This is a genomic window from Pseudoduganella ginsengisoli (assembly GCF_009720865.1).
Classification (GTDB): domain Bacteria; phylum Pseudomonadota; class Gammaproteobacteria; order Burkholderiales; family Burkholderiaceae_D; genus Rugamonas; species Rugamonas ginsengisoli.
The window spans coordinates 26,139-50,744 of record NZ_WNLA01000033.1; the positions used below are offsets into that span (position 1 = coordinate 26,139).

Annotated in this window: 24 protein-coding genes; 16 read left to right on the forward strand and 8 right to left on the reverse strand. The window is 64.7% G+C overall.

Annotated features, from left to right (window positions below; all coding sequences use genetic code 11):
• Nucleotides 1–124: 124 nt before the first annotated feature.
• Nucleotides 125–1,285: a zinc-dependent alcohol dehydrogenase gene (locus tag GM668_RS28060; RefSeq protein ID WP_155442284.1), complete on the forward strand. Its 1,161-nt coding sequence runs from the start codon at nucleotides 125–127 to the stop codon at nucleotides 1,283–1,285.
• A gap of 7 nt (nucleotides 1,286–1,292) precedes the next feature.
• Here GM668_RS28060 and GM668_RS28065 read toward each other — a convergent pair whose 3' ends face one another.
• Genes GM668_RS28065 through GM668_RS28080 form a run of 4 tightly spaced genes read right to left on the reverse strand, consistent with a single transcriptional unit; the run spans nucleotide 1,293 to nucleotide 4,922 of the window.
• Entirely contained in the window at nucleotides 1,293–1,925 is a 633-nt protein-coding gene (locus GM668_RS28065; RefSeq protein ID WP_155442285.1) for a response regulator, read from the reverse strand.
• Nucleotides 1,922–3,022, reverse strand: a complete 1,101-nt coding sequence (locus GM668_RS28070; RefSeq protein WP_229500024.1) for a hybrid sensor histidine kinase/response regulator — start codon at nucleotides 3,020–3,022, stop codon at nucleotides 1,922–1,924. Before GM668_RS28070 ends, GM668_RS28065 begins: the two co-directional genes overlap by 4 nt.
• Entirely contained in the window at nucleotides 3,019–3,432 is a 414-nt protein-coding gene (locus tag GM668_RS28075; protein ID WP_155442286.1) for a response regulator, read from the reverse strand. Before GM668_RS28075 ends, GM668_RS28070 begins: the two co-directional genes overlap by 4 nt.
• Entirely contained in the window at nucleotides 3,429–4,922 is a 1,494-nt protein-coding gene (locus GM668_RS28080) for a sensor histidine kinase (RefSeq protein WP_155442287.1), read from the reverse strand. The genes GM668_RS28075 and GM668_RS28080 overlap by 4 nt, the downstream gene beginning before the upstream one ends.
• A 226-nt stretch (nucleotides 4,923–5,148) precedes the next feature.
• Here GM668_RS28080 and GM668_RS28085 point away from each other — a divergent pair, with 226 nt between their 5' ends.
• Nucleotides 5,149–7,752, forward strand: a complete 2,604-nt coding sequence (locus GM668_RS28085; RefSeq protein WP_155442288.1) for a putative bifunctional diguanylate cyclase/phosphodiesterase — start codon at nucleotides 5,149–5,151, stop codon at nucleotides 7,750–7,752.
• Nucleotides 7,753–7,776: 24 nt separating this feature from the next.
• Here GM668_RS28085 and GM668_RS28090 read toward each other — a convergent pair whose 3' ends face one another.
• Nucleotides 7,777–8,520, reverse strand: a complete 744-nt coding sequence (locus GM668_RS28090; protein ID WP_155442289.1) for a helix-turn-helix domain-containing protein — start codon at nucleotides 8,518–8,520, stop codon at nucleotides 7,777–7,779.
• Nucleotides 8,521–8,750: 230 nt separating this feature from the next.
• On the opposite strand from GM668_RS28090, the gene GM668_RS28095 reads away from it, so the two are divergent.
• On the forward strand, nucleotides 8,751–9,587 hold the full coding sequence (locus tag GM668_RS28095; RefSeq protein ID WP_155442290.1) for a universal stress protein: 837 nt from the start codon (nucleotides 8,751–8,753) through the stop codon (nucleotides 9,585–9,587).
• A gap of 74 nt (nucleotides 9,588–9,661) precedes the next feature.
• Here the strand turns inward: GM668_RS28095 and fnr are convergent, their stop codons facing one another.
• From fnr to chrA, 3 genes are all read right to left on the reverse strand, one after another.
• Nucleotides 9,662–10,468, reverse strand: a complete 807-nt coding sequence (gene fnr, locus GM668_RS28100; RefSeq protein WP_155442291.1) for a fumarate/nitrate reduction transcriptional regulator Fnr — start codon at nucleotides 10,466–10,468, stop codon at nucleotides 9,662–9,664.
• 136 nt (nucleotides 10,469–10,604) lie between these two features.
• Complete coding sequence (locus GM668_RS28105; RefSeq protein ID WP_155442292.1) at nucleotides 10,605–11,960, reverse strand: MBL fold metallo-hydrolase RNA specificity domain-containing protein; 1,356 nt, start codon at nucleotides 11,958–11,960, stop codon at nucleotides 10,605–10,607.
• A gap of 100 nt (nucleotides 11,961–12,060) precedes the next feature.
• Nucleotides 12,061–13,401 carry a chromate efflux transporter gene (chrA, locus tag GM668_RS28110; RefSeq protein WP_155442293.1) on the reverse strand — a complete coding sequence of 447 codons (1,341 nt, stop codon included), beginning with the start codon at nucleotides 13,399–13,401 and terminating at the stop codon, nucleotides 12,061–12,063.
• 319 nt (nucleotides 13,402–13,720) lie between these two features.
• Here chrA and GM668_RS28115 point away from each other — a divergent pair, with 319 nt between their 5' ends.
• From GM668_RS28115 to fliF, 13 genes are all read left to right on the forward strand, one after another.
• Nucleotides 13,721–13,960 carry a flagellar biosynthetic protein FliQ gene (locus tag GM668_RS28115; RefSeq protein WP_155442294.1) on the forward strand — a complete coding sequence of 80 codons (240 nt, stop codon included), beginning with the start codon at nucleotides 13,721–13,723 and terminating at the stop codon, nucleotides 13,958–13,960.
• A gap of 5 nt (nucleotides 13,961–13,965) precedes the next feature.
• Nucleotides 13,966–14,727, forward strand: a complete 762-nt coding sequence (gene fliR / locus GM668_RS28120; RefSeq protein WP_155442295.1) for a flagellar biosynthetic protein FliR — start codon at nucleotides 13,966–13,968, stop codon at nucleotides 14,725–14,727.
• Nucleotides 14,727–15,806 (forward strand): EscU/YscU/HrcU family type III secretion system export apparatus switch protein, encoded by a 1,080-nt coding sequence (locus tag GM668_RS28125; protein ID WP_155442296.1) that lies wholly within the window; start codon nucleotides 14,727–14,729, stop codon nucleotides 15,804–15,806. Before fliR ends, GM668_RS28125 begins: the two co-directional genes overlap by 1 nt.
• Nucleotides 15,803–17,902: a flagellar biosynthesis protein FlhA gene (locus GM668_RS28130; protein WP_155442297.1), complete on the forward strand. Its 2,100-nt coding sequence runs from the start codon at nucleotides 15,803–15,805 to the stop codon at nucleotides 17,900–17,902. Before GM668_RS28125 ends, GM668_RS28130 begins: the two co-directional genes overlap by 4 nt.
• A complete protein-coding gene (locus tag GM668_RS28135) occupies nucleotides 17,895–18,635 on the forward strand; it encodes a flagellar hook-basal body protein (protein ID WP_155442298.1) in 741 nt (246 codons plus the stop codon). The genes GM668_RS28130 and GM668_RS28135 overlap by 8 nt, the downstream gene beginning before the upstream one ends.
• 8 nt (nucleotides 18,636–18,643) lie before the next feature.
• Complete coding sequence (flgG, locus tag GM668_RS28140; RefSeq protein ID WP_155442299.1) at nucleotides 18,644–19,411, forward strand: flagellar basal-body rod protein FlgG; 768 nt, start codon at nucleotides 18,644–18,646, stop codon at nucleotides 19,409–19,411.
• An 8-nt stretch (nucleotides 19,412–19,419) separates the two neighbouring features.
• On the forward strand, nucleotides 19,420–20,436 hold the full coding sequence (gene flgA / locus GM668_RS28145) for a flagellar basal body P-ring formation chaperone FlgA (RefSeq protein WP_155442300.1): 1,017 nt from the start codon (nucleotides 19,420–19,422) through the stop codon (nucleotides 20,434–20,436).
• Between the two features lie 2 nt (nucleotides 20,437–20,438).
• Entirely contained in the window at nucleotides 20,439–21,047 is a 609-nt protein-coding gene (locus GM668_RS28150) for a flagellar basal body L-ring protein FlgH (protein ID WP_229500027.1), read from the forward strand.
• The gene (locus GM668_RS28155; RefSeq protein ID WP_211923468.1) at nucleotides 21,047–22,186 is read left to right on the forward strand and encodes a flagellar basal body P-ring protein FlgI; all 1,140 of its coding nucleotides are present in this window, start codon (nucleotides 21,047–21,049) and stop codon (nucleotides 22,184–22,186) included. Before GM668_RS28150 ends, GM668_RS28155 begins: the two co-directional genes overlap by 1 nt.
• A gap of 17 nt (nucleotides 22,187–22,203) precedes the next feature.
• Nucleotides 22,204–22,587, forward strand: coding sequence for a flagellar basal body rod protein FlgB (locus tag GM668_RS28160; RefSeq protein ID WP_155442301.1), 384 nt, complete (start codon nucleotides 22,204–22,206; stop codon nucleotides 22,585–22,587).
• On the forward strand, nucleotides 22,587–23,027 hold the full coding sequence (gene flgC / locus GM668_RS28165) for a flagellar basal body rod protein FlgC (RefSeq protein ID WP_155442302.1): 441 nt from the start codon (nucleotides 22,587–22,589) through the stop codon (nucleotides 23,025–23,027). Before GM668_RS28160 ends, flgC begins: the two co-directional genes overlap by 1 nt.
• Nucleotides 23,024–23,326 carry a flagellar hook-basal body complex protein FliE gene (gene fliE / locus GM668_RS28170; RefSeq protein WP_155442303.1) on the forward strand — a complete coding sequence of 101 codons (303 nt, stop codon included), beginning with the start codon at nucleotides 23,024–23,026 and terminating at the stop codon, nucleotides 23,324–23,326. The genes flgC and fliE overlap by 4 nt, the downstream gene beginning before the upstream one ends.
• A gap of 10 nt (nucleotides 23,327–23,336) precedes the next feature.
• Nucleotides 23,337–24,606, forward strand: a 1,270-nt coding sequence (gene fliF / locus GM668_RS28175) for a flagellar basal-body MS-ring/collar protein FliF (protein WP_155442304.1), incomplete at its 3' end; no start/stop codon positions are given.

Here is a 24,606-nt window from a genome sequence, read left to right on the forward strand (position 1 = left end):
GCGGCTTTCGTTCGCCAAGCCGCTCTGCGCGCCCTCCTCCTACAGCATGGCTACCGGTGCGCCTACGCGTACCGGCCGGGCCCCGGCCTACCATGGCCACAAGCCCATGCCAACGGAGGAGACCATGCGCGCTCTCGTTTACCATGCGGCGCACGATGTCCGCGTCGACAACGTGCCCGACCCCGTGTTGCGGGAACCCGACGATATCATCCTGCGCGTCACCGCCACCGCCATCTGCGGCTCGGATCTGCACTTGTACCGGGGCAAGGTCCCTGCCATGCGCGAAGGCGATATCCTCGGCCATGAATTCATGGGGATCGTGGAAGAAGCCGGTCCGGCTGTCACTGAGCTGAAAAAAGGCGACCGTGTCGTGGTGCCGTTTGTCATTGCGTGCGGCGACTGCTTCTTTTGCAATATGCGGCTGTATTCCGCCTGCGAAACCACCAATCCCGACCGTGGCGCCATCCTCAACAAAAAACAGCTCCACTCCGGCGCCGCCATGTTCGGCTATACGCATTTATATGGCGGCGTGGCGGGCGGCCAGGCGGAATATGTGCGGGTGCCGAAAGCCAATGTGGGACCGATCCGCATTCCCGATGGCTTGAACGATGAGGAAGTACTGTTCCTCAGCGATATCCTGCCCACCGGCTACCAGGCCGTGCTGAACGCCGGTGTCGGCATTGGCTCCAGCCTGGCCGTATTTGGCGCCGGCCCGGTGGGGCAAATGGCTTGCGCGTGCGCGCGCATGATGGGCGTGGGCAAGCTATTCATTATCGATCACCACCCATACCGCCTGGCCTTTGCTCAGGCAACCTATGACGCCATTCCCATCAATTTCGATGAAGCCGATGCGGCCGAAGCCATCATTGAACAGACGCAGTCGCGCGGTGTCGATGGCGCCATTGACGCAGTGGGCTTTGAAGCCAAAGGCAGCGCGCTGGAAACCGCGCTGACGGCATTGAAGCTGGAAGGGTCCAGCGGCAAGGCGCTGCGCCAGTGCATTGCCGCCGTGCGGCGCGGCGGCACGGTCAGCGTGCCCGGCGTCTATGCCGGCTTTATCCACGGCTTCCTGTTTGGCGACGCCTTCGACAAAGGCATCGGCTTCCGCACGGGCCAGACCCACGTGCAGCGCTACATGCCGGAATTGCTGCACTACATCCAGGATGACAAGCTGCACCCGGACATCATCATTTCACACCGGCTGCCTTTGGCCCAGGCGGCGGAAGGCTACCGCATGTTCAACAACAAGGAAGACCATTGCCGCAAAGTGGTGCTCAAACCGTAACGGCGCTTTAAATCAAGCCGTGCTCGATCGCGTACCGCGTCAAATCCGCATTGCTGGCCATCCCCATTTTTTCCAGGATGCGGCTGCGGTACGTGGTCACCGTGTTGGGGCTGAGGTGCAGGGTTTCGCCGATCTTCACCAGCGATTCGCCGGCCGCGATCAATTTAAAGACTTCCAGTTCGCGGTTCGACAGGGCTTCCACGCCCTGCGCTCCGCCGCCGCCCACCAGGCTGGCCAGCTTTTCCAGCAAGGCGGGGCTGACATGCTTGCCGCCGCTGGCAGCCTTGCGCACGGCGTCGATCAGGGTCGATGTCGGGGCATCCTTGGTCAAATACCCCGCCGCGCCGCCTTTCAGCGCGCGCACCGCGTAAATGTCTTCCGAATACGTGCTGAGCATCAGCACGGCCATGCGCGGATAATCCGCCCGCAGCTGGCGCAGCAAGTCCAGGCCGTTCTTGCCCGGCATCTGGATATCGACGACGGCCACGTCATATTCCTGTTCGCTCAGGCGTTGCAGCGCTTCCGTGGCATTGCACGCTTCGCCGCCCACTTCAATACCTTCGGCCGTGCCCAGCATCAGGCGCACGCCGTTGCGGGCAATCGCATGGTCATCGACCAGCAGCACGCGGATAGTGCTCATGCCGTACCCTCCAGTCCATCCAGCGGCAACTGCAAGCGCAGCGTCGTGCCACCCGCTTCACCCGGCACAATTTGCAATTCACCGCCGAAATGGCGTACCCGTTCCTGCATTCCAATAATCCCCCACGACGCGCCATTGCGCAGCCGTTCTTCTGTAATGCCAATCCCATCGTCGGCCACGGTGATGCGCAAGCCGGCGGCGTCCCGCCACGCGTCGATCAGCACAGCCGAAGCGTGCGCGTGCCGCACCACATTGGTCAACCCTTCCTGCACGACGCGGAACAGCATCGTGCTGCGCCCCGCGTCCAGTTCCAGTTCCGCCGCGTCGGGCTCGATGCGGCAACTGCAGCGCAGGCCGGAGCGCTGCGCCACCTGTTCCGCGTGCCATTCCAGCGCAGCCCACAAGCCTAATTGATCCAGCACGCTGGGACGCAAATCCGTGATCACGCGCCGCACGGTGGCAATCGCATCCTGCGCCAGCCCCGCCGCTTCCGACAGCAGTGGATCGGCTTTGCCGCCGGCCCGCTCGATGGCCACGCCGATATACGCTTTAATGCCCGTCAGCAGGCCGCCCAGTTCATCGTGGATTTCCTGCGCGATGCGCTTGCGTTCATCTTCCCGTATGCTTTCCTGGTGCGCCGCCAGCTTGCGCAATTCCGCCTCCGCGCGGCGCTTGCCATCAAGCAGGCGCTGTTCGCGCAGCATGCGCAATATCGCCGCCGGCAATTGCGTCAGGTAGCGCCCCTCGCCATCCTTGACCATGTAATCACGCGCCCCGCGCCGCATGGCTTCGGCCGCCACCATGGCGCTGTCGGCGCCGGTCAGCATCATGACGGGCGGGCCGGACTGGGGCAACTGGCTGAGAAATTCCAGGCCACTCATGTCGGGCAAGCCATAGTCAAGCAGGATGCAATCGAGCTGGCCCTGCTGCGCCACGGCCAGGCCATGCTGGCCGCTGTCCGCTTCCAGCAAGGTGAACGCCGCGTCCTGCGACGACGCAAACGTGCGGCGGCACGCCATGCGGTCCACCACATCATCTTCCACGATCAGCACATTTAACGCAGGGCGTTCCATCGTCATGCTTTCAGGGCCGGTCAAGGCATCTCGCTCAGCGTCCAGTACATATCGATCGAACGCATGATGTCCACGAAGCGGCGGTAATCAACCGGTTTTGCCATATAGCCTGCCACGCCGAGGTCGAAGCTGCGCACCTTGTCTTCCTGCTCCTCCGACGTGGTCAGCACCACCACGGGTATGCGGCGCAAGCGTTGGTCTTGCTTGACCAGCCGCAGGAACTCGATGCCGTTCATGATGGGCATGTTCAAGTCCAGCAAGATGATGCACGGCAATTCATTGTCCGGCTGCGACAGCCATTCCAGTGCCACTTCACCGTTTTCCATGCTGACCACGGGGTTGCACACATGGATTTCCTTCAATGCGCGAAGGATGGTCATGATATCGACCTGGTCGTCTTCGACCAGCAAGATCGCCTTGTTTTCTACTTTCATGCGGTTTCCTGAAGTTGTGCACCTGCGGGCGGGCGGCCGCCGGCCGGCAAGGTGAACCAGAACGTGCTGCCCTGGCCCTTGACCGACTCGACGCCCACCCTCCCCTGGTACATTTCCACAATTTTTTTCACCAGCGCCAGCCCGACACCTGTGCTTTCCACGCGGTCGCGCGGCGCCAGCGTCTGGAACAGCTGGAAGATCCTTTCGAAATGCCGCGCTTCGATGCCGGGACCGTTGTCCGACACGGTAAAGCGCCATTCGCCATCCTGCTGCGAGCAGCCCACCACGACTTTGCCGTCAGGCTTGTCCATGTACTTGATCGCGTTGGAAATCAGGTTATGGAACACTTGCTGCAAGCGCGTAGGCTCCAGCACCAGCGTGGGCAAGCCCGGCTGCACTTCCACCGTGATATGGGCGGGCGGCGCCAGCAAATCCACTACATCGGCCAGCATGCGGTTCAAGTCCACCGCCACCCGCGCCTCCTTCACACGGCCGACCCGCGAATACTGCAGGATGCCGTCGATCAGCGCGCCCATGCGGTGCACGCGGTTGATCAACAGCCGCATATGTTCGCGCCCTTCGTCATTGAAGTGCGGCGCATAGTCCGTGGCCAGCCAGTCGGCCAGCGAACCAATGCCGCGCAGGGGCGCTTTCAAATCGTGCGATACGACGTACGCAAAATTCGTCAATTCTTCATTGGCGCTGGTCAGTTCCTGCAACAGCTGGCGGTTTTCGCGCTCGGCTTCCTTGCGCTGCGAGATATCGCGCACGACGCCGGTAAACATGCGGCGCGTGCCCAGCCACATTTCCGTCACTGTCAATTCCATCGGGAAGATGGCTCCATCCTTGCGCTGCCCTTCCACTTCGCGGCCAATACCAATGATCTTGCGCTCACCCGTGGCGCGGTAGTGGCGCAGGTAGCCGTCATGGCGGTCACGGTCCCCGGGCGGCATCAGCAGCGACACGTTTCGCCCCACGGCTTCCGCTTCCGTGTAGCCAAACAGCGTTTCCGCCGCGGGATTCAAGCGCTCAATGGCGCCAAATTCATCGATGGTGATAATCGCATCCGTCACCGATTCAAACACGGCGCGCATGCGCGCTTCGCTTTCCTGCAGTGCGGCTTCGGCCTGCTTGCGGCGCGTAATGTCATGCACAATGGCCAGCACCAGCGGCGGATCGGCGCTCATCGGCGACAGGCTCACTTCAACGGGGAATTCGCGGCCATCGCGGTGCACGCCGGACAATTCCGCCCCCGCACCCATGGCGCGCGGCCGCGGATGGGCGCTGAAGCCGCTGCGCAAGCCCGCATGGGCGGCGCGCAGCCGGGCCGGCACCAGGGTTTCCACCGGCTGGCCGCGCAGCTCGGCCGCCTCATAGCCGAACAGGCTGCATAACGCAGGATTGGCCAGCAAAATATTGCCGCTGTGGTCAGCAATCAGCATGGCATCGCTGGCGGCGGCCAGCAGCCACTCCAGGTTCCGGCCTTCCATGACAAAATTTTCCAACCGTACTCCCCTCTGGCCCAGGCGCTCGCCTGTATTTTCGCGCAGAATAGCACGGGAACGCCGTCCAGTTAAGGGTTAGCGCCTTATCGGCGGCTTATCAGCGTCTGAAATTGCCAGATTTGATCTGCATCAAATTTTTTCACTGGTATTTACTCTAGACTGCATTCTCATTGCCGATTCGCAACTTTCACTCACTACGCGAAAGCGCAACATGGGAAGCAGAAACACATTTATCAATGCCGCCACGGCGGCTTACGTGGCTGGCGCCACGACCTGGATCCTGCTGTCGGACGCGCTGCTGCCGTCCGCCGCCGACCCGCATGCCGCCGCCGCACTGAGTACCGTCAAAGGCATGTTCTTTGTCTGCGCCTCTGCCGCCGGCCTGTACGTTGCGCTGCGCGCCGTGCCGCACCAGGACGCCAATACGTCGATGGTCGGCGTGGCGGGCGCCGCCTTGCAGCCGCTATCCGGCCGCTGGCTGCTGCAGACACTGTTTGCCGCAGCTTTTACACTGGCGGCGGTGCCGCTGCAACGCTATCTGCCCACGGCGGGCCTGATGCTGTTCATGCCTTGCATTATCGTCAGCGCCGCCATTGGCGGGCTGGGGCCGGGCGCGCTGGCCACCTTGCTGGCCGCCGTGCTGGGCAAGCACCCGGCGGCCAGCGACTATCCGCTGCATGTCGGGATGCTGGTATTGAGCGGCTTGCTGATCAGCGCACTGTGCGCGGTGTTGCGCGCGTCGCTGCGCGATGCGGAAATCAACGGACAGCGGTTGCAAACCACCATCGACGCCACCAGCGATGGCTTGTGGGACTGGGACCTGGAAAACCGCATCCTGTTCCAGACCGGCGGCGTTGCCCGCCTCAGCGGCTTACCTGAGAAAAACCCGTCGCTGCGCCGCCTGCTGCACGCTGTCCACCGCGACGACCGGCCGTCATTGCTGGCGCAGTTGCGCCTGCACCTGGCTGGCAAAAAGCGTACGATCGGCATGTCATTCCGTTTCGTCCAGCGCGACGGCAGCACGGTCTGGGTGCGTGTCTCCGGCCGCGTGGTGGCGCAGGCGGACAATGGCGCCGCCACGCGCATGGTCGGCACGCTGTCCGACATCTCTGAATGGCGCGAACTGGAACAAATGCAGCGCGACGCCGATACCGTATTTGCCGGCACCCATGAAGGCATCATGGTGGTCGATACCCACTTGCGCATCGAGCGCGTCAACCCCGCGTTTGAACGCATCACCGGCTACCGGGCCGACGAAGTCGTGGGCCAGACACCGGGGCTGCTGGCGTCCGGCCGCCACAGCAAGGCGTTTTACCGCGACATGTGGACGTCGGTCCAGCGCGACGGCTTCTGGCGCGGCGAAATCTGGAATGCCCGTAAAAATGGCTCGGTCTATCCGGAACTGCTGACGATTTCCGCCGTGCGCGATGACAAGGGCAAAGCCGACCACTACATCGGCGTGTTTTCCGACATCAGCCATATCAAAGCGCACGCGGCGGAACTGGACCGCGCGGCGAATTTCGATGCGCTGACCGGCCTGCCGAACCGGCGCCTGCTGACGGACCGCTTTGAACATGCGATCCAGCGTTCGAACCGCACTGGCAAGCCGCTGACGGTTTGCATGCTGGACCTCGATGATTTCAAGGATGTCAATCAATGCCATGGCAAGCAGGCGGGCGACCGGCTGCTGGTGGAAATCGCCAAATCGCTGGCATCCGTGGTGCGGGCAGACGATACGCTGGCCCGTACCGGCGGTGATGAATTCGTGCTGCTGATGGCCGATATCGGTACGCTGGAAGAATGCGCGCAGGCGCTGGACCGGGTGCTGTCTGCCGCCAGCGTGGCGTTGCAGTTGGGGTCGGAAACCATCCGCGTCACGGCCAGCGTGGGCGTGTGCCGCTATCCTGACGATAACGGCAATGCCGACACCTTGCTGCGGCATGCGGAGCAGGCCATGTACCAGGCCAAGGATGATGGACGGGGACGGTATCAGCTGTTCGACCCGGTCAGCGACCGCCAAGCGCAGGCGCACCGTCAAGCCATGCACCGTTTGCGGCACGCGCTGGAGCAGGAAGAATTCCGCCTGCACTATCAGCCCAAGGTGGATTTGCATACCGGCGTACTGGTCGGCGTGGAAGCGCTGATCCGCTGGCAGCATCCGGAACGCGGCCTGCTGCCGCCGGGCGACTTCCTGCCGCATGTCATCGGCACGCAGCTGGAAACCGATATCGGCGACTGGGTCATCCGCACGGCGCTGGCGCAAAGCGCGCAATGGCGCCGCCAGGGCTTGCAAGTGCAAGTCAGTGTCAACGTGGGCGCCGCGCAGCTGCTGGCGCCGGGCTTCAGCGACAGCCTGGAAGCGGCGCTGGCGGCGTGCCCCGGCTCGGCGCCGGGCGACCTGGAACTGGAAGTGCTGGAGACCGCCGCGATTGAAGACGTGTCGCATGCGATGGACGTGCTGCACCGCTGCCATGACATGGGCGTGCATTTTGCGCTCGATGATTTCGGCACCGGGTATTCGTCGCTGACCTACTTGCGCAAGCTGCCGGTCGATACGCTGAAAGTCGACCAGAGCTTCGTGCGCAACATGCTGTCCGACCCTGCGGATTGCGGCATCGTCGCCGGCGTCTTGCGCATGGCGCACGCCATGGGATTGCAGGTGGTGGCGGAAGGCGTGGAAACGGCGGAACACTGCGCCCTGCTGAGCGACATGGGCTGCGAACTGGCGCAGGGCTATGGTATTGCGCGGCCGATGGCGCCGGAACTGCTGCCGGCGTGGGCCGCGTCGCGGCAGGTGGCCGCCGCCGCGGCGTAATTAACCGGCAGGCTGCTGGGCGGCTTAGCCCAGCGCCTCGTAGCAGACGCCTTCCGCCACGGCCGCCAGGCTGGCGCCATCGATAAACGTCAGGCGCCGTCCCGTCAGCGTTATCCAGCCGGCCTTGCGGAAGCGCGCCAGCAGGCGGCATACGCATTCCATCGTCAAGCCCAGGTAGGCGCCGATTTCCTCACGCGACATGCGCAGCTGGATATTGATCGAAGGCTTGCCGCGCGCCGCATAGCGCGCGCGCAATCCCACCAGGAATAGCGCCAGGCGCTGCTCGGCGCGGGCATTCCCCAGCAAAAACAGCGACGCCTGCTGGCGCTGGATTTCCCGGCTTAACGTGCGGTGGAACTGGTCCATCAGTGAGGGCACGTCCGCCAGCAAGTGGTGCAGGCGGTCGAACGGGATTTCACAGATTTCGCACGTATCGAGCGCCACGGCGTCACAGTCATGGCGTCCATCGGCAATCGCATCGAGTCCCAGCAGTTCGCCATCCATCGGGAAACCCGTGACCTGGCAGGCGCCGTGCGCGTGGCGCAGGGTTTTCAGGTAGCCGCTACGCACGGCAAACAGGCTGGCAAAGGCGTCGCCGGCGCGGAACAGGTATTCACCCCGCATCAGCGTGCGCCGTCCGCCCACGATATTTTCCAGCCGCTGCATATCGCACGGCGGCAAACCGCCCGCAAGGCAAAAGCTGCCCATGCCGCATTGCGAACACATGGGGCCCGCACAGTTGGCGGGCGCGACGGTTTCCACTTCCATGACTGCCTTTCATTGCAACCACGCCGCGACGGGCGGCGCTACCCTGCCAGTATCGCCGCCCACCACGGTTGCCGCTATCGGTGATGCCAGCCAGTTCACTGTAGTGCTTCCCCTACCCGGCTGGCGGCGCAAGTGTCTTGCCTGCCAATGTCACTGGAATTTGATCTGCGTCATGGCTGCCTGCCCCACACGCGCCCACACTGGCTGTGAACCAACCAATGGAGGCTCACATGACTTACCGCACCATCCTGGTCCACGCAGACCGCACACGCCAGTCCCCGGCCCGCATACTCACGGCTGCCACGCTGGCTAAGCAATTCGACGCCCATTTGGTGGGCGTTGCGTTGACGGGGGTTTCACGCTTTCTTCTGCCGGGTAGTATTGAAATGGGCGGCATGATGCTGGCCGAACAAATCGCCATCATGCGCGACGATGCGCAAACCGCACTGGCGCAATTTGGCGAAATGGCGTCCGCTGCCGGTGTGCTGTCGGTGGAACAGCTGCTCGTCAACGACGATGTCGATGGCGGCATGGCGCTGGTGGCGCGCTATGCGGACTTGGCCATCGTCAGCGTGCCCGATCCCGATGAAGCCGCCATCGGCAGCCTCAATGATTTGCCGGAATTCCTGCTGCTCAATTCCGGCCGGCCCGTACTGGCGCTGCCGTCAGCCGGCTGGAAAGACCCGGTGGGCACCAACGCCATCGTCGCCTGGGATGCCAGCATCGAAGCGACGCATGCCGTCGCGGCGGCGCTGCCGCTGTTGAAACAGGCCGGACGCGTGACGGTCATGGTGTTCAACCCCGACCACCGGCCCGGCGCCCACGGCGAATTGCCGGGCGCGGACATGGGACTGTATTTGAGCCGGCACGGCGTCAAGGTTGAAGTCCAGGCGCTGCCGTCGACTATCGATACCGGCAACGCGCTGCTGTCGTCCGCTGCCGACGTGGGCGCGGATTTGCTGGTGATGGGCGGCTATGGCCACAGCCGCTTCCAGGAAATGATGCTGGGCGGCGTGACGCGCACGGTGTTGCGCACCACGACGCTGCCGGTGCTGATGGCGCATTGAAGCCGCATTGAAGCATAAACCGCGCGGCTCAGGCCGCGCGGTTTTTCTGCAACGGCGGTGAAATCCGGGCGGACTCAGGCCGCGCAAGCTTCCGCGCCGCTCTCCGCACCACTGTCCGCGCCAGGTTCGCGCCCCGTGGACAGCGCTTCCAGGCTGTCGCGGTCGAGAATGCGGATGTCGCGGTTATCCAGCTTGATCCAGCCCTGCTTGCGGAAGCGGGCCAGCAGGCGGCTGACGCTTTCAATGGTCAGGCCCAGGTAGCCGCCGATATCTTCACGCGACATGCGCAACTGGTAGCTGGCGGCCGAATAGCCGCGCGCCGAATAGCGCGCGCCCATATTCAACAGGAACAGCGCCATGCGCTGGTCGGCCCGCATGCTGCCACGGAACAGCATGATGGCTTGTTCACGCTGGATTTCACGGCCCAGTACACGGTGGAATTGCTGCATCAACGTGGGTGTCTGCATGACCAGTTCCTGCAGGCGGCCAAACGGGATTTCACACACTTCGCTGTCTTCCAGCGCCGTTGCACTGCAGTTATGGGAGCCGGAGCCGATCGCATCCATGCCCAGCAAGTCGCCGGCCATATGGAACCCCGTCACTTGCTGTTCGCCATGGATATTGACTTGCGCCGTCTTGAAATGGCCCAGGCGCACGGCGTACAGGCTGCCAAACGACGCGCCCATGCTGAACAATTGCTCATCGCGGGCCACGCGGCGGCGGCGGGCAATGATCTGGTCCAGGCGCGCCACGTCGCTGTCCGCCAGACCCTGCGGCAGGCAAAAACGGTTGAAACTGCACAGTGTGCAATTGACTTTACCTGGCTTGGCTGCGGCGGCATTGGCCGGGGCGGCGTTGGCGATGGGGATCACGGTATGCATTTGTTGCTCCTTTGCGGCGTGCGTTACACGTCCTCGATGAACAACAGTATCGCGCTGCCGGCGCTGTCACGGTATCGGGCATTGCAATGAGTTAACGTAGGGGATCCGTGACATGCCCCTGCAGTCCCCCTGCTCTCTACGTCAATTCGACGGCCGCACCGTGCTGCGGCACTTCCGCCTGCCAGCCCAGCGTGTCGGCAATGCGGCGGCGCAGCGTATCAGACGCTTGCGGCTCGCCGTGGGTGACAAACACGCGCTGCGGCTTGCCGCAGGCGCCCAGCCAGGCCAGCAATTCTCCCTGGTCCGCATGGGCTGACAAATTGTCAATTTGTATGACCCGTGCCCGTACCGGCACGTACTCGCCGTGGATTTTAACTTCGGTGGCGCCGCCCACCAGTGCTGCGCCGCGGGTCCCGCCCGCCTGGAAGCCTGCAAACAGGATGGTATTGCGGCGGTCCGGCGCGAAAGCTTTGATGTGGTGCAGCACCCGTCCTCCGGTCGCCATGCCGCTGGCGGCAATGATCACCATGGGCACGCGCCGCTGGTTCAGTGCGATGGACTCTTCCGGCGTATTGATGATGGTGACAGCGCGGCACATGGCTTGGACTTGCTCCGCGCTCAAGCGGTGGTCGTGCCGGTGCTTGCGGTACAGCGCCGTCACGTCGGCCGCCATCGGGCTGTTCAGGTAAACCGGCACGGGCGGAATCGCGCCCTGCACTTTCATCTGTTGCAAATAATGCATCAGCGCCTGGGCCCGGCCCACGGCAAACGAAGGAATCACGGTGACGCCGCCCCGCGCTGCGGTTTCGCAGATGGTTTGCGCCAGTCGTTGCGCGGGGTCGGCCGGGTCGTGCATTTTGTCGCCATAGGTGGATTCCATGACGATGTAATCCGCATGGATGGCCGGCTCGGGCGGCGCCAGCAACGGGTCGGAAGTGCGGCCCAGGTCGCCCGAGAAATGCAGGCGCTTGCCGTCCGCATCGACGGTCACGCCGGCCGCGCCCAGGATATGTCCCGCGCGGCGCAATTCAACGTGAAACTGTTTGCCGATGGCGATGCGGTGGCTGAATGGCACGGGCGCCAGGTATTCCAGCGCCGCCAGCGCTTCCTTTTCCGTGTACAGCGGCAGCGCCGGCGCATGCTTGCTGAACGCATGGCGGTTGGCATAGGCCGCCTCTTCTTCCAGCAAGCGGCCACTGTCTGGCAACAGGATGTGGCACAGGTCGCGCGTCGCGGCAGTGCAATAGACCGGCCCCCGGTATCCATCGCGCACCAGCAGCGGCAACGCGCCCGCATGGTCCAGGTGTGCGTGCGTCAGCACCACGGCGGTCAATGTGGCGGGATCGACGGGCTGCGCATCGCGGTTGCGCAAGCGCAGCGCCTTGTAGCCCTGGAACAGGCCGCAATCGACGAGGATGCGTTCGCCGCCGCTTTCCACCAGATAGCGCGAGCCGGTAACCGTGCCTGCCGCGCCCAAGAATGTGAGTTTCATGTTGCCTCCCGTTGCATGGCGCTAAAGATAGCGCCGTCAGGGAAGCCGGTCACGCATGTGATTTGACCTTGATCAAATCACTGTTAAATATTGCGATTTATCAATACCATACTAATTTAATGGCCAGCCCCGCCACAGCACAGGCGGCAATGACGTGGATGACATTGCGCTGATAGCGCAGCAGTGCGATGGCGGCGCCAATGGCAATCACGGCCGACCATGGATCGAACGGTCCTTTTGCGCCTTGCGGCCACAATACGTGGTAGCCAAAGAACAAGGCCAGGTTCAGGATGACGCCGACCACGCACGCAGTAATCGCCGTCAGCGGCGCCGTGAATTTGATGTCGCCATGGGTGGATTCCACCAGCGGACCGCCGGCCAGGATAAACAGGAACGATGGCAGGAACGTAAACCACGTGACCAGCGCGGCGGCCGTGGCGCCGGCCACGAATTGCGCCTCTGGCCCGAACACGGCTTTCACATAGCCGCCGACAAACCCGACAAACGCCACCACCATGATCAGCGGGCCGGGCGTCGTTTCGCCCAGCGCCAGGCCATCGATCATTTGCCGCGGCGTCAGCCAGCCATAGTGTTCGACGGCGCCTTGGTACACGTAGGGCAGCACCGCATACGCACCGCCAAAGGTCAGCAAGGCTGCCTTGGTAAAGAACCAGCCCATTTGCGTCAGCGTATGGTCCCAGCCAAACACCATTGCCAGCGCCCCCATCGGCAAGGCCCACAGCACCGCGCCAGCGCCGATCACCAGCGCCAGCGCACTCCAGCGGAAGCGCGCATGGGGCGGCGTGGGCGTATCGTCATCGATCAATGCCGCACCATACGACTTATCCGCGCCGCCATGCCCGCCGCCGGCAGTAAATGTCGCCGGCGACAGGCGCCCGCCCACGTAGCCAGTCAGCGCCGCGGCTGCCACGATCAGCGGAAATGGCACGTCCCATGCAAAGATCGCGGCAAACGCCGCGGCGGCGATGGCCCACAACACCTTGTTCTTTAAGGCACGCGAAGCAATGCGGTGCGCCGCCTGCAAAACGATCGCCGTCACGGCAGGCTTGATGCCATAAAACAGCCCGGCCACCACGGACATGCCGCCAAACGCGATATACACCCACGACAGCACGACAAGAATCAACAGCGACGGCAAGACAAACAAGCCGCCCGCCACGACGCCGCCCCACGTGCGGTGCATCAGCCAGCCGATGTACGTGGCCAGCTGCTGCGCTTCCGGCCCCGGCAGCACCATGCAGTAGTTCAGCGCGTGCAAGAAGCGGCGCTCGGATAGCCAGCGGCGTTTTTCCACCAGCTCTTCGTGCATGATGGCGATTTGCCCGGCAGGGCCGCCAAAGCTGATGAAACCCAGCTTCAGCCAAAAGACGAAGGCTTGCCAAAAAGTTACGGGAGCGGGCTTGACGTGGGACGGCTGCATGGAATCCATAAAGTTGGTTACATTACTTTCATTTTACAATCTTGTTCTTGTTGCATTATTACAACTAAACAACTCCGGCTGACTAGCATCTTCCCAGTGACTCTGCAAATGTATAGATCAATTCTTCGTTAAATTATTGACAAACAAGTCGCGGGAAATTAGTATTATTTCCCTTCGGAAACAAACTGTTACATAATTCTAATTCCGAAATAAGCAACATAGTGAATTTCGTTGTGTGACTTTCTAAATCATCCCCGTCATACAGGCCGGCGTGTCTAACAGTAGGTTCAGCGTGGAATCTGATATTGCATTACAGCTTATGTCACAAGTCTTGTGGGGCGCCATTGTCGTGTGTGCGCCCGTGCTGGCTTGCACGCTGGTGGTGGGCCTGCTGGTGAGCGTGCTGCAAGTGGTCACGCAAATCCAGGACATGTCGCTGACCTTCATTCCCAAACTGGTCGCCACGGTGGTGGCCCTGACGGTGTGCGGCCCGTGGATGCTGCGCAAGCTGCTGCGTCTGGCCAGCGAACTGATTTCCGGCATCCCTAATTACTTCTGATACGCATGAGACTAGATTTCAATGCGGCCTGGATTGCCGCCGTGCTGCTGTGTTCCCTGCGCCTGTCGGCCGTGCTGATGCTGGCGCCGCCGTTGCAGGTCATGGGCTTGCCGGTGCGCGTACGCATGCTGTTCATCCTGGCCCTGTCGGTGGCGCTGGTCGCCGCGCTGCCGCCGGGCCCGGCGCCGTCGCCGCACGATGCACCGGCCCTGTTGCGCGCTGCGGCAGGTGAACTGTGCACGGGCGCGCTGATGGGCTTCGGCATCCATGCCGCCTTTGCCGCCTTCGGGTTTGCCGGCAATGCGCTGGACTTGCAGACCGGCTTCAATATCGCCAACCTGTTCGATCCCGTCACCCACAGCCAAAGCCCGCTGTTGGCGACGCTGCTGGGCATGGTGGCCGTCATGCTGTTCTTCACGCTGGACATGCACCATACGCTGCTGCGCGGTTTTGCGTGGTCCCTGCAGCGCCTGCCGCTGGGCGCACCGCTGCCCCCGCCCGCACCGGACGCCATCGTGCGGCAATTCGGCACGCTGTTCACGCTGGGCCTGATGCTGGCGGCGCCCGTGCTGTTTTGCCTGTTCTTGCTGGAACTGGCGTTGGCGGTCCTGTCCCGCAACTTACCGCAAATGAATATTTTTGTACTGGGCGCACCGGTGAAAATCGCTGCCGGACTGGCCCTGCTGGCCGCCATGTCCGGACACATCGGCACCGTGGCGCGCCGCGTCTTTGACGGCGTATTCGATTTTTGGGAAGCGGTACTGTAATGTCGGACGAAGGCCAGGAAAAAAGCCAGGAAGCCACCCCGCACAAATTGCGCGAAGCGCGCAAGCGCGGCCAGGTGGCAAAGAGCCTGGAAGCCAATTACGCCGCCATCCTGGCTGCGCTGGTCGCCATTTGCCTGGCCGCCGGGCCGGGGATGGCGCAGCGCGTGCTGGACATTGCGCGCCGCGCGCTGGAACAGGCCGGCCGTGCCGACTGGGCTGACGGCAGCATCGCCGGCTGGCTGGCCGCGCTGGCGGCGGAAGGCTTGTCCGCACTGGCGCCGCTGCTGGGCGCCGTGGCGCTGGCTGCGATCGTGGCCAACGTCGCGCAAGTGGGCGGCATCTTCAGCGCCCACCCCGTCACGCCGGATTTCACCCGGCTCGACCCTGCCGCGGGCCTGCAAAAACTGTTTTCCAAACGCCTGCTGTATGAAGCGCTGCGCAGCGTACTCAAGCTTGTACTGCTGGGCTACGTGGCCTGGCTGGCGCTGCGCGCCGCCGCGCCAGGCATGTTCCGGCTGGCGCACCTCGATGCCCGTTCCAACGCTGTGCTGGCGCTGGGCCAGGTGGGGCCATTGCTGTTCAAACTGCTGTTGGCGGTGTTGCTGATTGCCCTGATCGACGTGGTCTACACCCGCCGCGATTTCGCAAAAAAAATGCGCATGAGCCACCGCGACGTCACGGAAGAGCACAAGCAGCGCGAAGGCGATCCGCGCATCCGCAGCCGCCTGCGCCAGCTGCGCAACGAAATGCTGAAGCAGGCGCAATCGATGCGCAAACTGCCGCAGGCCGACGTGCTGCTGACCAATCCCACGCATATCGCTGTTGCCATCTCGTACCGCCACGGTGAAATGCCTGCGCCCAAACTGCTGGCCAAGGGCAGCGGCAAGCTGGCGGCCCGCATGCGCCAGGCGGCGCGCGACCACCACATCCCCATCGTGGAAAATCCGCCGCTGGCGCGCGCACTGTTCAAGCGCACGGCGGCCGACCAGTACGTGCCGGAAGACTTGTACCCCACCATTGCAAAAATCCTGCTGTGGGTCTATGCCATGCGCCGCAACGCGCAGGGAGCCGCACGATGAATGCACTGCGCCGTGTCCTGGGCGCCAACACCGACATCGCCATGGTGGCGCTGGTGCTGGGCGTGCTGTTCATGCTGTTTGCGCCGATTCCGCCGGAATTGCTGGACTTCTTCATTCTGGCCAACTTCAGTTTTGCGCTGCTGATCCTGCTGCTGACGTTCTACATGGGCAAGCCCGTGGAATTTTCCACCTTCCCGTCGCTGCTGCTGGTGGCCACGCTGTTCCGGCTGGCGCTGAACGTGTCCGCCACGCGCCTGATTTTGCGCGACGGCGACGCCGGCCACGTGATTGGCGCCATCGGTTCCTACGTTGTGGGCGGCAACTTCGTGATCGGCCTGATCGTGTTCCTGATCCTCGTCGTGGTGCAGTACGTGGTCGTCACCAACGGCGCACAGCGGGTGTCCGAAGTCGCGGCCCGCTTTACGCTGGACAGCATGCCGGGCCAGCAAATGAGTATCGATGCGGACCTCAACATGGGCTTCATCGACCAGGACGAGGCCCAGCGCCGCCGCAAGAACCTCAGCAAGGAAGCCGCGTTTTATGGCGCCATGGACGGCGCCAGCAAATTCGTCAAGGGCGACGCCATTGCCGGCATCATCATCATGCTGATCAACAGCGTGGGCGGCCTGGTCATCGGCATGATGCAGCATGGCCTGCCATGGGACCAGGCGCTGCAAACCTACACGCTGCTGACCATCGGCGACGGCATCGTAACCCAGGTGCCGGCGCTGGTGATTTCCGTCGGCACCGGCCTGATCGTGACCCGCTCGTCGGCCGATGACAGCCTGGGCGACGAAGCATTCCGTCAAATCACGTCATTCGGCAAGCCGCTGCTGCTGGTAGCGTTCGCACTGGCGGGCCTGACGCTGTTGCCGGGCATGCCAGTGTGGCCGGCCCTGGCGCTAGTGTCCGTCTACCTGGCGGCCGCGCTGCTGCGCCGCAACGCGCAGCGATCGGGAGCCGATGCGGGCGCCGATGCGGATGCCGGCGCCGCGGGCAACGGCGCAACCGGCCCTGCCGTGGCGGGCAAGGAAGACGATCCCTATGCGCTGCTGCCGCTGGAAGCCGTCGAAGTGCAGCTGGGCGTGAACCTGGTGGCCATGCTCGATACGGAACAGGCCGTCTTCATGGAGCGCATTGCCACGTTCCGCAAGCAGTATGCCGCGGAATCGGGCCTGGTGCTGCCCAGCGTGCGGTTCCGCCCCGGCTCGCGCCTGGCTGCCGACGCCTATGAAATCCACGTATTCGGCGTGTCCGCAGCCAAAGGCGAACTGATGCGGGGCCGCCTGCTGGCCATCCATCCCGGCGGCGACGCCCCCAAGCTGGCGGGAGTGGAAACGCGCGAGCCGACCTTCGGCCTGCCCGCGCTGTGGATCGCAGAAGAATTGCGCGACGAAGCGGCAGCCGGCCGGTACACGCTGGTTGATGCACCGACGGCCTTCATGACGCATTTGTGCGAAGTGCTGCGCCAGCATGCGTCGACTTTGCTGACACGCCAGGAAACAGAGCGCCTGCTCAAGCGCGTGCGCGAGGGCCAGCCCGGCTTGGTCGAGGAAATCGTGCCGACCGTGCTGGGTGTCGGCGACGTGCAGCGCGTGCTGCAAAACTTGCTGAAAGAAAAAGTCTCGATCCGCAACCTCGATGCGGTGATGGAAACCCTGGTGGACCAGGCCCGCCACAGCAAGGACACGGCCTGGCTGACGGAAATGGTGCGCCAGCGCCTCGGGCCGCTGATTTGCCAGGCCATGTCCGGCGGCGCCGGCACTTTGCAAGTGATGACGCTCGATCCCGCCATCGAGCATACGCTGATGGAAAACATCCGCGCCGTGGAAAGCGGCGGCGCGCTGGCAGTCGAACCGAAATTCGCGGAACAGGTGGTCAGCCGCGTCGCCCACCACGCGGAAAAAATGATGAAAGCCGGCCTGACGCCGGTACTGCTGTGCGCGCCAGAGCTGCGGCGCCACGTGCGTGTGCTGTCGGAACGCATGGCGCCGCAATTGCGCGTGCTGTCCATGGCCGAAGTGCCAGGCACGCTGGAACTGCGCGCTTACGCCACCGTCACCTTACAACAAACCAAGGAGCCTGCTCTTGCCTAACGCCCTCGCCACCGCCGCCGTCAGCATGCAGAACGACATGCGCTACATGCAGACCGTGGCCCAGAACATGGCCAACATCGCCACGCCCGGCTATAAGCGCGCGATCCCCGTGGCGCAAGCGTTTGACGCCGCCCTCATGGCCGCCGCGCCCGGTCCGCAGCAGGCCACGCCCGGCGCCGTGCCGGAGCTGCCGCAACCGCCGGTAAGCAGCGTGCCGGACTTGTCGGCAGGCGCCGTCAAACAGACGGGGCGCCTGTGGGACCTCGCCATCACCGGCGACGGCTACTTCGAGCTGGCCACGCCGGAAGGCCCGGCCTATACACGGGCGGGCGACTTCCGCCTTGATGGGCAGGGCCGCCTGGTGTCGCAGCACGGCTATCCCGTGCAGGGCCTGGACGGACCGCTGCAGCTCAATGGCAGCGCCGCCGTCGCCATCGGCCATGACGGCCGCATCACGCAGGACGGCGCTGCCGTGGGCCAGATCAAGCTGGTGCGCTTTGCCGATACCCGCGCGCTGCACAAGAATGGCGCCGGCCTGCTGCAAGGCGCCGAAGGCACGCCTGACCCGCGGCCCGAACTGCAATCGGGCTACCTGGAAAACTCGAACGTATCGCCGCTGCGCGAAATGGTGGCCATGATGGAAACCACGCGCCGTTTCGAAGCGGCGCAAAAGCTGTACCAGGGCTATGACGAAGCCTTGGGCAGCGCCATCCAGAAACTCGGCCAGTTTTAAGGACATCCATGAACGAATCACTGTACATCGCTGCCACCGGCATGCAGGCGCAGCAACTGAGCATCGACGCCACGGCCAACAACCTGGCCAATGTCAGCACGGCCGGCTTCAAAAAGGGACGTGTGAACTTCCAGGAAATGATGCACGTGGAACCGGCCGCCGCCGGAACCGGCAAACCCGCGCCGCTGGGACTGGGCATCAGCGTGGGCGGCATTGCGCGCGACTTCGCCCCGGGCCCACTGACCCAGACTGGCGCTGCCATGGACCTGGCCATCGATGGCAACGGTTTCCTGGAAGTGGTGCTGGCCGACGGCAGCCGTGGCTATAGCCGCGGCGGCACGCTGCAGGTCAGCAAGGATGGCTACCTGGCCGATGCGGGCGGCCACGTGCTGCGTCCCGCCATCGCCATGCCGGCCGGCGCGGACCAGCTGCAAATCAGCGCCGACGGCAAGGTCAGCGTCCGCATGGCGGGCCAGGACAGCCGGCGGCTTGAACTGGGCCAGCTGGAACTGGCGCACTTTGCCAATCCCGGCGCACTGCAACAGGTGGCGGGCGGCGTTTATGTGCCGGGCGAGGGATCGGGCGACGCTGTCTACGGCAAGGCTGGCGTGCAGGGGCTGGGCCGGTTTGCCCAGGGTGCGCTGGAAAACTCCAACGTGACGCTGGTCGATGAAATGGTGACCCTGATGGTGGCGCAGCGCGCCTATGAAATGGGTTCCAAGGTCATCCAGGCATCGGACGAACTGATGTCGATGACCAATAACCTGCGCCGCTGATCCCGTCCATGCGCCCCGCCCTGCTCCCCATACTCCCGCTGCTGCCGCGCATAGCGCTGGCCGCCTGCCTGTGGCCGCACGGCGCCGCCGCGCAGGCTGTCTTGACGCTGCGGCCGCAAGCGCTGGTGGCCGGCGCCCGCATCACGCTGGGCGACGTGGCCGCACCCGCCGATACTGCCGATACTGCCGATACTGCCGATACTGCCGATACCGCCGCTGCCGCGTGGCGCGAAGCCGCTTCCACCGACATCGGCGCGGCGCCGCTGCCCGGCTACACGCAGCGGCTGGGACGGGCCGAGATCGAGCGCCTGCTGCGCATGCGGGGCCAGGGGCAGCAGTGGCGCCTGCAGGGTGCAAACGCGGTCGCGGTCGAACGCCGCGCGCGCCAGGTGGACGGCGCCGAACTGGCCGCCACGGCGGAACGCCACTTGCGCGCCGCGCTGGCAGGCCAGGCCGACCGCGTCGAACTGCAATTGGAAACCCTGCCGCCTGACGTCGCGGCGGCTGACGGCCAGCTGGAATTGCGAGCCCGCGCACTGTCGCCGCAGTCCGCGCTGCGGCCGCGCGCCACGGTCTGGCTTGACGTACTGGCCGATGGCGTGTTCCAGCGCAGCGCGGCTGTCACGTTCCAGGTCAAGGCTTACCGCACCGTGCTGGTGGCGCGCCATCCGCTGGCGGCCGGCAGCGCCCCCGATTGCACGGCATTGGCGCAGCAGGAAGCCGACGTGGCGCCGCTGGGCGGCGCCGTCCCCAACGTCCCCTGCAGCGCGCTGCGGGGCCGCCTGAAACGCGCACTGGCAGCGGGCGAAGCCTTGCCGGAAGCCTGGCTGGATACGGCGGCCGTTGCCCAGGGCGACGACGTGACACTGCAAGTGCGCGACGGCGCAATCGTGCTGGAATCGCGCGCCGTGGCGCTCGATGGCGGACAGGTCGGCCAGCGCATTGCCGTGCGCCCAGCCGGCGCCACGCAAGCGATACATGCGCACATTGCCGGCCCTGGGCTGGTGACACTGAGTGGAAAATAATCATGCATAGAACATCCCGTCCGATCAAGACCGCCACATCGATGGCCGCGCTGGCCCTGCTTGCGCTGTGCTCCGCGCTGGCGGCGCCGCCGGCTGCCGCCGTGGACTTGTACAGTGAAAAAACCTTCCGTCCGCTGGCCTCGGACAAGCGCGCGCATTTGCCGGGCGACGTACTGACCATCCTGATCGTCGAAAGTTCCAGCGCCGTCACCAGCGCCGACACGTCGCTGAACCGCCGCACGGATGCGTCGGTCCAGGTGCGCGCGGACCGCCACGAACACAGCGCCGGTGTTGCTGCCGGCAGCACGTACGATGGCGGCGGCACCGTGCAGCGCGCCGGCAAGCTGCTGGCGCAAATGAGCGTGACGATTGCCGCCGTGGCGGACAACGGCGACTTGCTGGTGGCGGGCGAACAGCTGCTGGAAATCAATGCAGACAAACAGAAAATCCGCGTCGAAGGCCGCGTGCGGCCGCTCGACATTTCCGACACCAACACGGTGCTGTCGTTCCGCCTGGCCGATGCGAAGATCAGCTACCTGGGCGACGGCGAACTGGCGTCGCGCCAGCGCCCGGGGTTCTGGTCGAAACTGTTCAACTGGGCGGGGTTCTGATGCGCATCCTGACCCGCCCCGCTGTAATTGCCGCCATGGCCGCCATGGCCGCCACATTCTGCTGTGCGCCGCTGGCAGCCCATGCCGACCCCGTGCGCCTGAAAGAAATCGGCAAATTCGCCGGCTGGCGCGATAACGCGCTGGTGGGCTATGGCCTCGTCACCGGCCTGGCCGGCACGGGCGACAGCGCCGCCAACAAAGCCACCCGCCAGTCGATCGCCAACGTGCTGGCGCAATTCGACGTGGCGGCGGGCCCGGACGATATCGCCAGCCGCAATGCCGCCGCCGTCATGGTCACGGCGCGCCTGCCTGCCGTCGCCCGCCCCGGCGATACGCTGGACGTCACTGTCACGTCGATCGGCGACGCGCGCAGCCTGGCGGGCGGCGCGCTGTTGCTGGCCCCGCTGAAAGGACCGAACGGCAAAGTGTATGCGCTGGCGCAGGGCGCGCTGTTCGTGGGCGGCTACAAGTACGACATGAATGGCAACGTGGCGCAAAAAAACCATCCGACCGTGGGTGCGATTCCCGCCGGCGCCACCGTGGAAGTGGGTGTGCAAGCGCAGTTGCTGGCGGCAGACGGCAGCATGACGTTTACGTTGGCCGAAGCGGATTTCACCACGTCGTCCCGTATTGCCGCCGCCATCAACAGCGCGTTCGGCCAGACGCTGGCGCACGCGGCCGATGCCGAAGGCGTGCAGATCGCCGTGCCGGAAGCCATGCGGGGACAGCTGGTGGACTTCGTCACGCGCATCGAGCGCCTGACAGTCGAGCCGGACAACCGGGCCCGCGTCGTCGTGGACGAACGCACCGGCACCGTGGTCTCCGGAGGCAACGTCCGCATTGCAAAAGTCGTCATTTCGCATGGCGACTTGAAATTGTCCATCGTGACGGACAACACGGTATCGCAGCCGCTGCTGGTGCGCCAGACAGGCCCCGAAGTGCGCACCGAAGTGGTGTCCAATTCGCGCATCAGCGTGGCTGAACGGGATGAGACGGGCTATGTCAGCGCGTCCAACAACACGGTGGCGGACCTGATCCAGGCGCTGACCCGCATCAAGACCAGTACCCGCGACATCATTTCCATCTTGCGCGCCGTAAAAGCTGCCGGGGCGCTGCACGCCGACCTGGTAATCCAATAATGACAGGAGCAATCAACATGCCGTATTCCACCGCAGTGGTGACCGTGGACATGGCGCGGCTGGCGCTCGATGCCGCCAGCCTGCGCCACCAGGCCATCGCCAACAATATCGCCAACGTCAACAGCGCCGGCTACACGCCGCTGCGGGTCGACTTCGAACAGCAGATGGGCGCCGCCCGTGCGGCGCTGGCGCAGGGCACAGCGCCGGCCCCCGCCATGCTGCGCGGCGTCACGCCCGTGCTGGTGCGGGACGCCGCGCCCGCCGCAGGCGACCGCAGCGCGCTGCTGGACATGGAAGTGTCGGCGCTGGCGCAAAACACCGTGCAATACGAGGCGCTGGCCAAGGCGCTGGGCAAGCACCTGGGCATCATGGCCGCCGTCATTTCGGAAGGAAAACGCTGATGGATTACCGTAACGCATTCGCCATCAGCGCCACCGGCATGACGGTGGAAAAGACCCGGCTCGACACGACGGCCGTCAACCTCGCCAACGTGCACAGCACGCGCGGCCCGGACGGCAAGCTGTTCCAGCCGCTCACGGTGCGCGTTGCCGAAGGCCAGGCTGCATTCGCGGCCGGCTTCGAGCGCCTGGCCGGCAGCCACCAGTTGCGCGGCGCGCGCGTGCTGGCCATCGAGCCGACCGCCGTCGCGCCGCACAAGGTCTATGAGCCCGGCAATCCGGATGCCGATGAGCGCGGGTATGTTGCCCTGCCCGGCGTCAACCAGGTGACGGAAATGGTCAACCTGGCGGGCGCACTGCGCGCTTACGAGGCCAACGTGGTGGCCATGAATGCCGCCAAAACCATGGCGCTGAAAGCACTGGAACTGGGAGGCGGGCAATGACGGTCGATGCCATCCAGTTCCTGCCGCCGCTGCTGATGCCGGCCGCACCCGGCCCTGCCGCTGCGGCGCCCGCGCCGTCCGGCCAGTTTGCCGCATGGTTCGGCACGCAGCTGGCAGACGCCAACGCCCAGCTGGAAAAAGCCGACCTGGGCATCCAGCGCCTGGCGGCCGGCGATGCCGGCAACCTGCACCAGGTCATGATCGACCTGGAACAGGCCAAGCTGTCGGTCCAGCTGGTCATGCAGGTACGTAATCACATGCTCGACGCTTATCGCGAGCTGATGCAGATGCAAATGTAAAGGAAGTAACGTGACTGTATTGCAGGATTTCTGGCAGCGCCTGGACCGGCGCGCCCGCATCGGCTTCGGCGCCGGAGTGGTGGCCATTGCCGCCGCCACGGCGGTGGCGGGCGGCGCGCTGCTGCGCACGGATTACCAGGTGCTGTTTGCCGACCTGGCGCCGCAGGACGCCGCCACGATGACGGCGGAACTGGACAAGATGAAGACGCCTTACCGCCTGGCAGGCGACGGCAACACCATCCTCGTGCCCGCCGAGCAAGTGCACAAGACCCGTTTGAAACTGGTTGGCAAGGAATTGCCGCTGCGCGGCGCCGTGGGCCTGGAACTGTTCAATTCCAGCGAAGTGGGCATGACGGAATTCACGCAGAAAGTCAATTACCAGCGCGCCCTGCAAGGCGAACTGACACGCACCATCCAGGCGCTCGATGAAGTGCAGTCGGTGCGGGTGCACCTGGTGATGGCGGAGCAGGCGCTGTTCCGCAAGCAGGCGCGCCAGGCCAAAGCTTCCGTCTCGCTGGCGCTCAAGCCGGGGCGCACGCTGGAAGCGGCCCAGGTGCAGGGTATCCAGCGCCTCGTCAGCGCCGCCGTGCCGGACATCCGCCCGGCCGACGTCACCATTACCGACCAGCGCGGCCTGGCGCTGACGCGCGCTGCCGCGCCGGCCGGCGACGACGTGGTCTCCGGCGGCGACGGCCTGGATGACAAGCGCGCCATGGAAACTTACCTGAACAAAAAAGTCATGGAAGTGCTGGAGCGGGCGTTCGGCCCCGGCCAGGGCATCGCCAGCGTCGACGTCACGCTCAAGCGCGACCATACGAAAACCACGACGGAGAGCGTGCTGGGCGGCGCTAACGGCGCAGTCGTGCGCGAACGCCTGACTACCCGCGACAACGGCGGCCAGGCCGAACCGGTGGCTGCTTCCGGTGCACAAGGCACCGTCAGCCGCGAAGCGGATTACCAGGTGGGCCGCAAGGTCGAGCAAGTGGTGTCCGGCGCGGGCGGTATCGCCCGCATCAACGTCGCTGTCATGCTGCGCGGCGGCCGCGGCCAGGACCAGCTTGACCGCATCCGCGACCTGGTGGCGCTGGCGGCCGGCGCCGACAAGGCGCGCGGCGACGCGGTCTCCGTCTATTCGATGGACCAGGTGGCCGGCCTGCCGCTTGATCCCGCCACGCTGACCGGGACGCACGGCGAACCGGCAGCGGGCGCACCGGCGGCCGGCATGACCGCCACGGCAGTGCAAGCCGCCGCGCCGCAGCTTCCCGCGTTTGGTTCGGCAG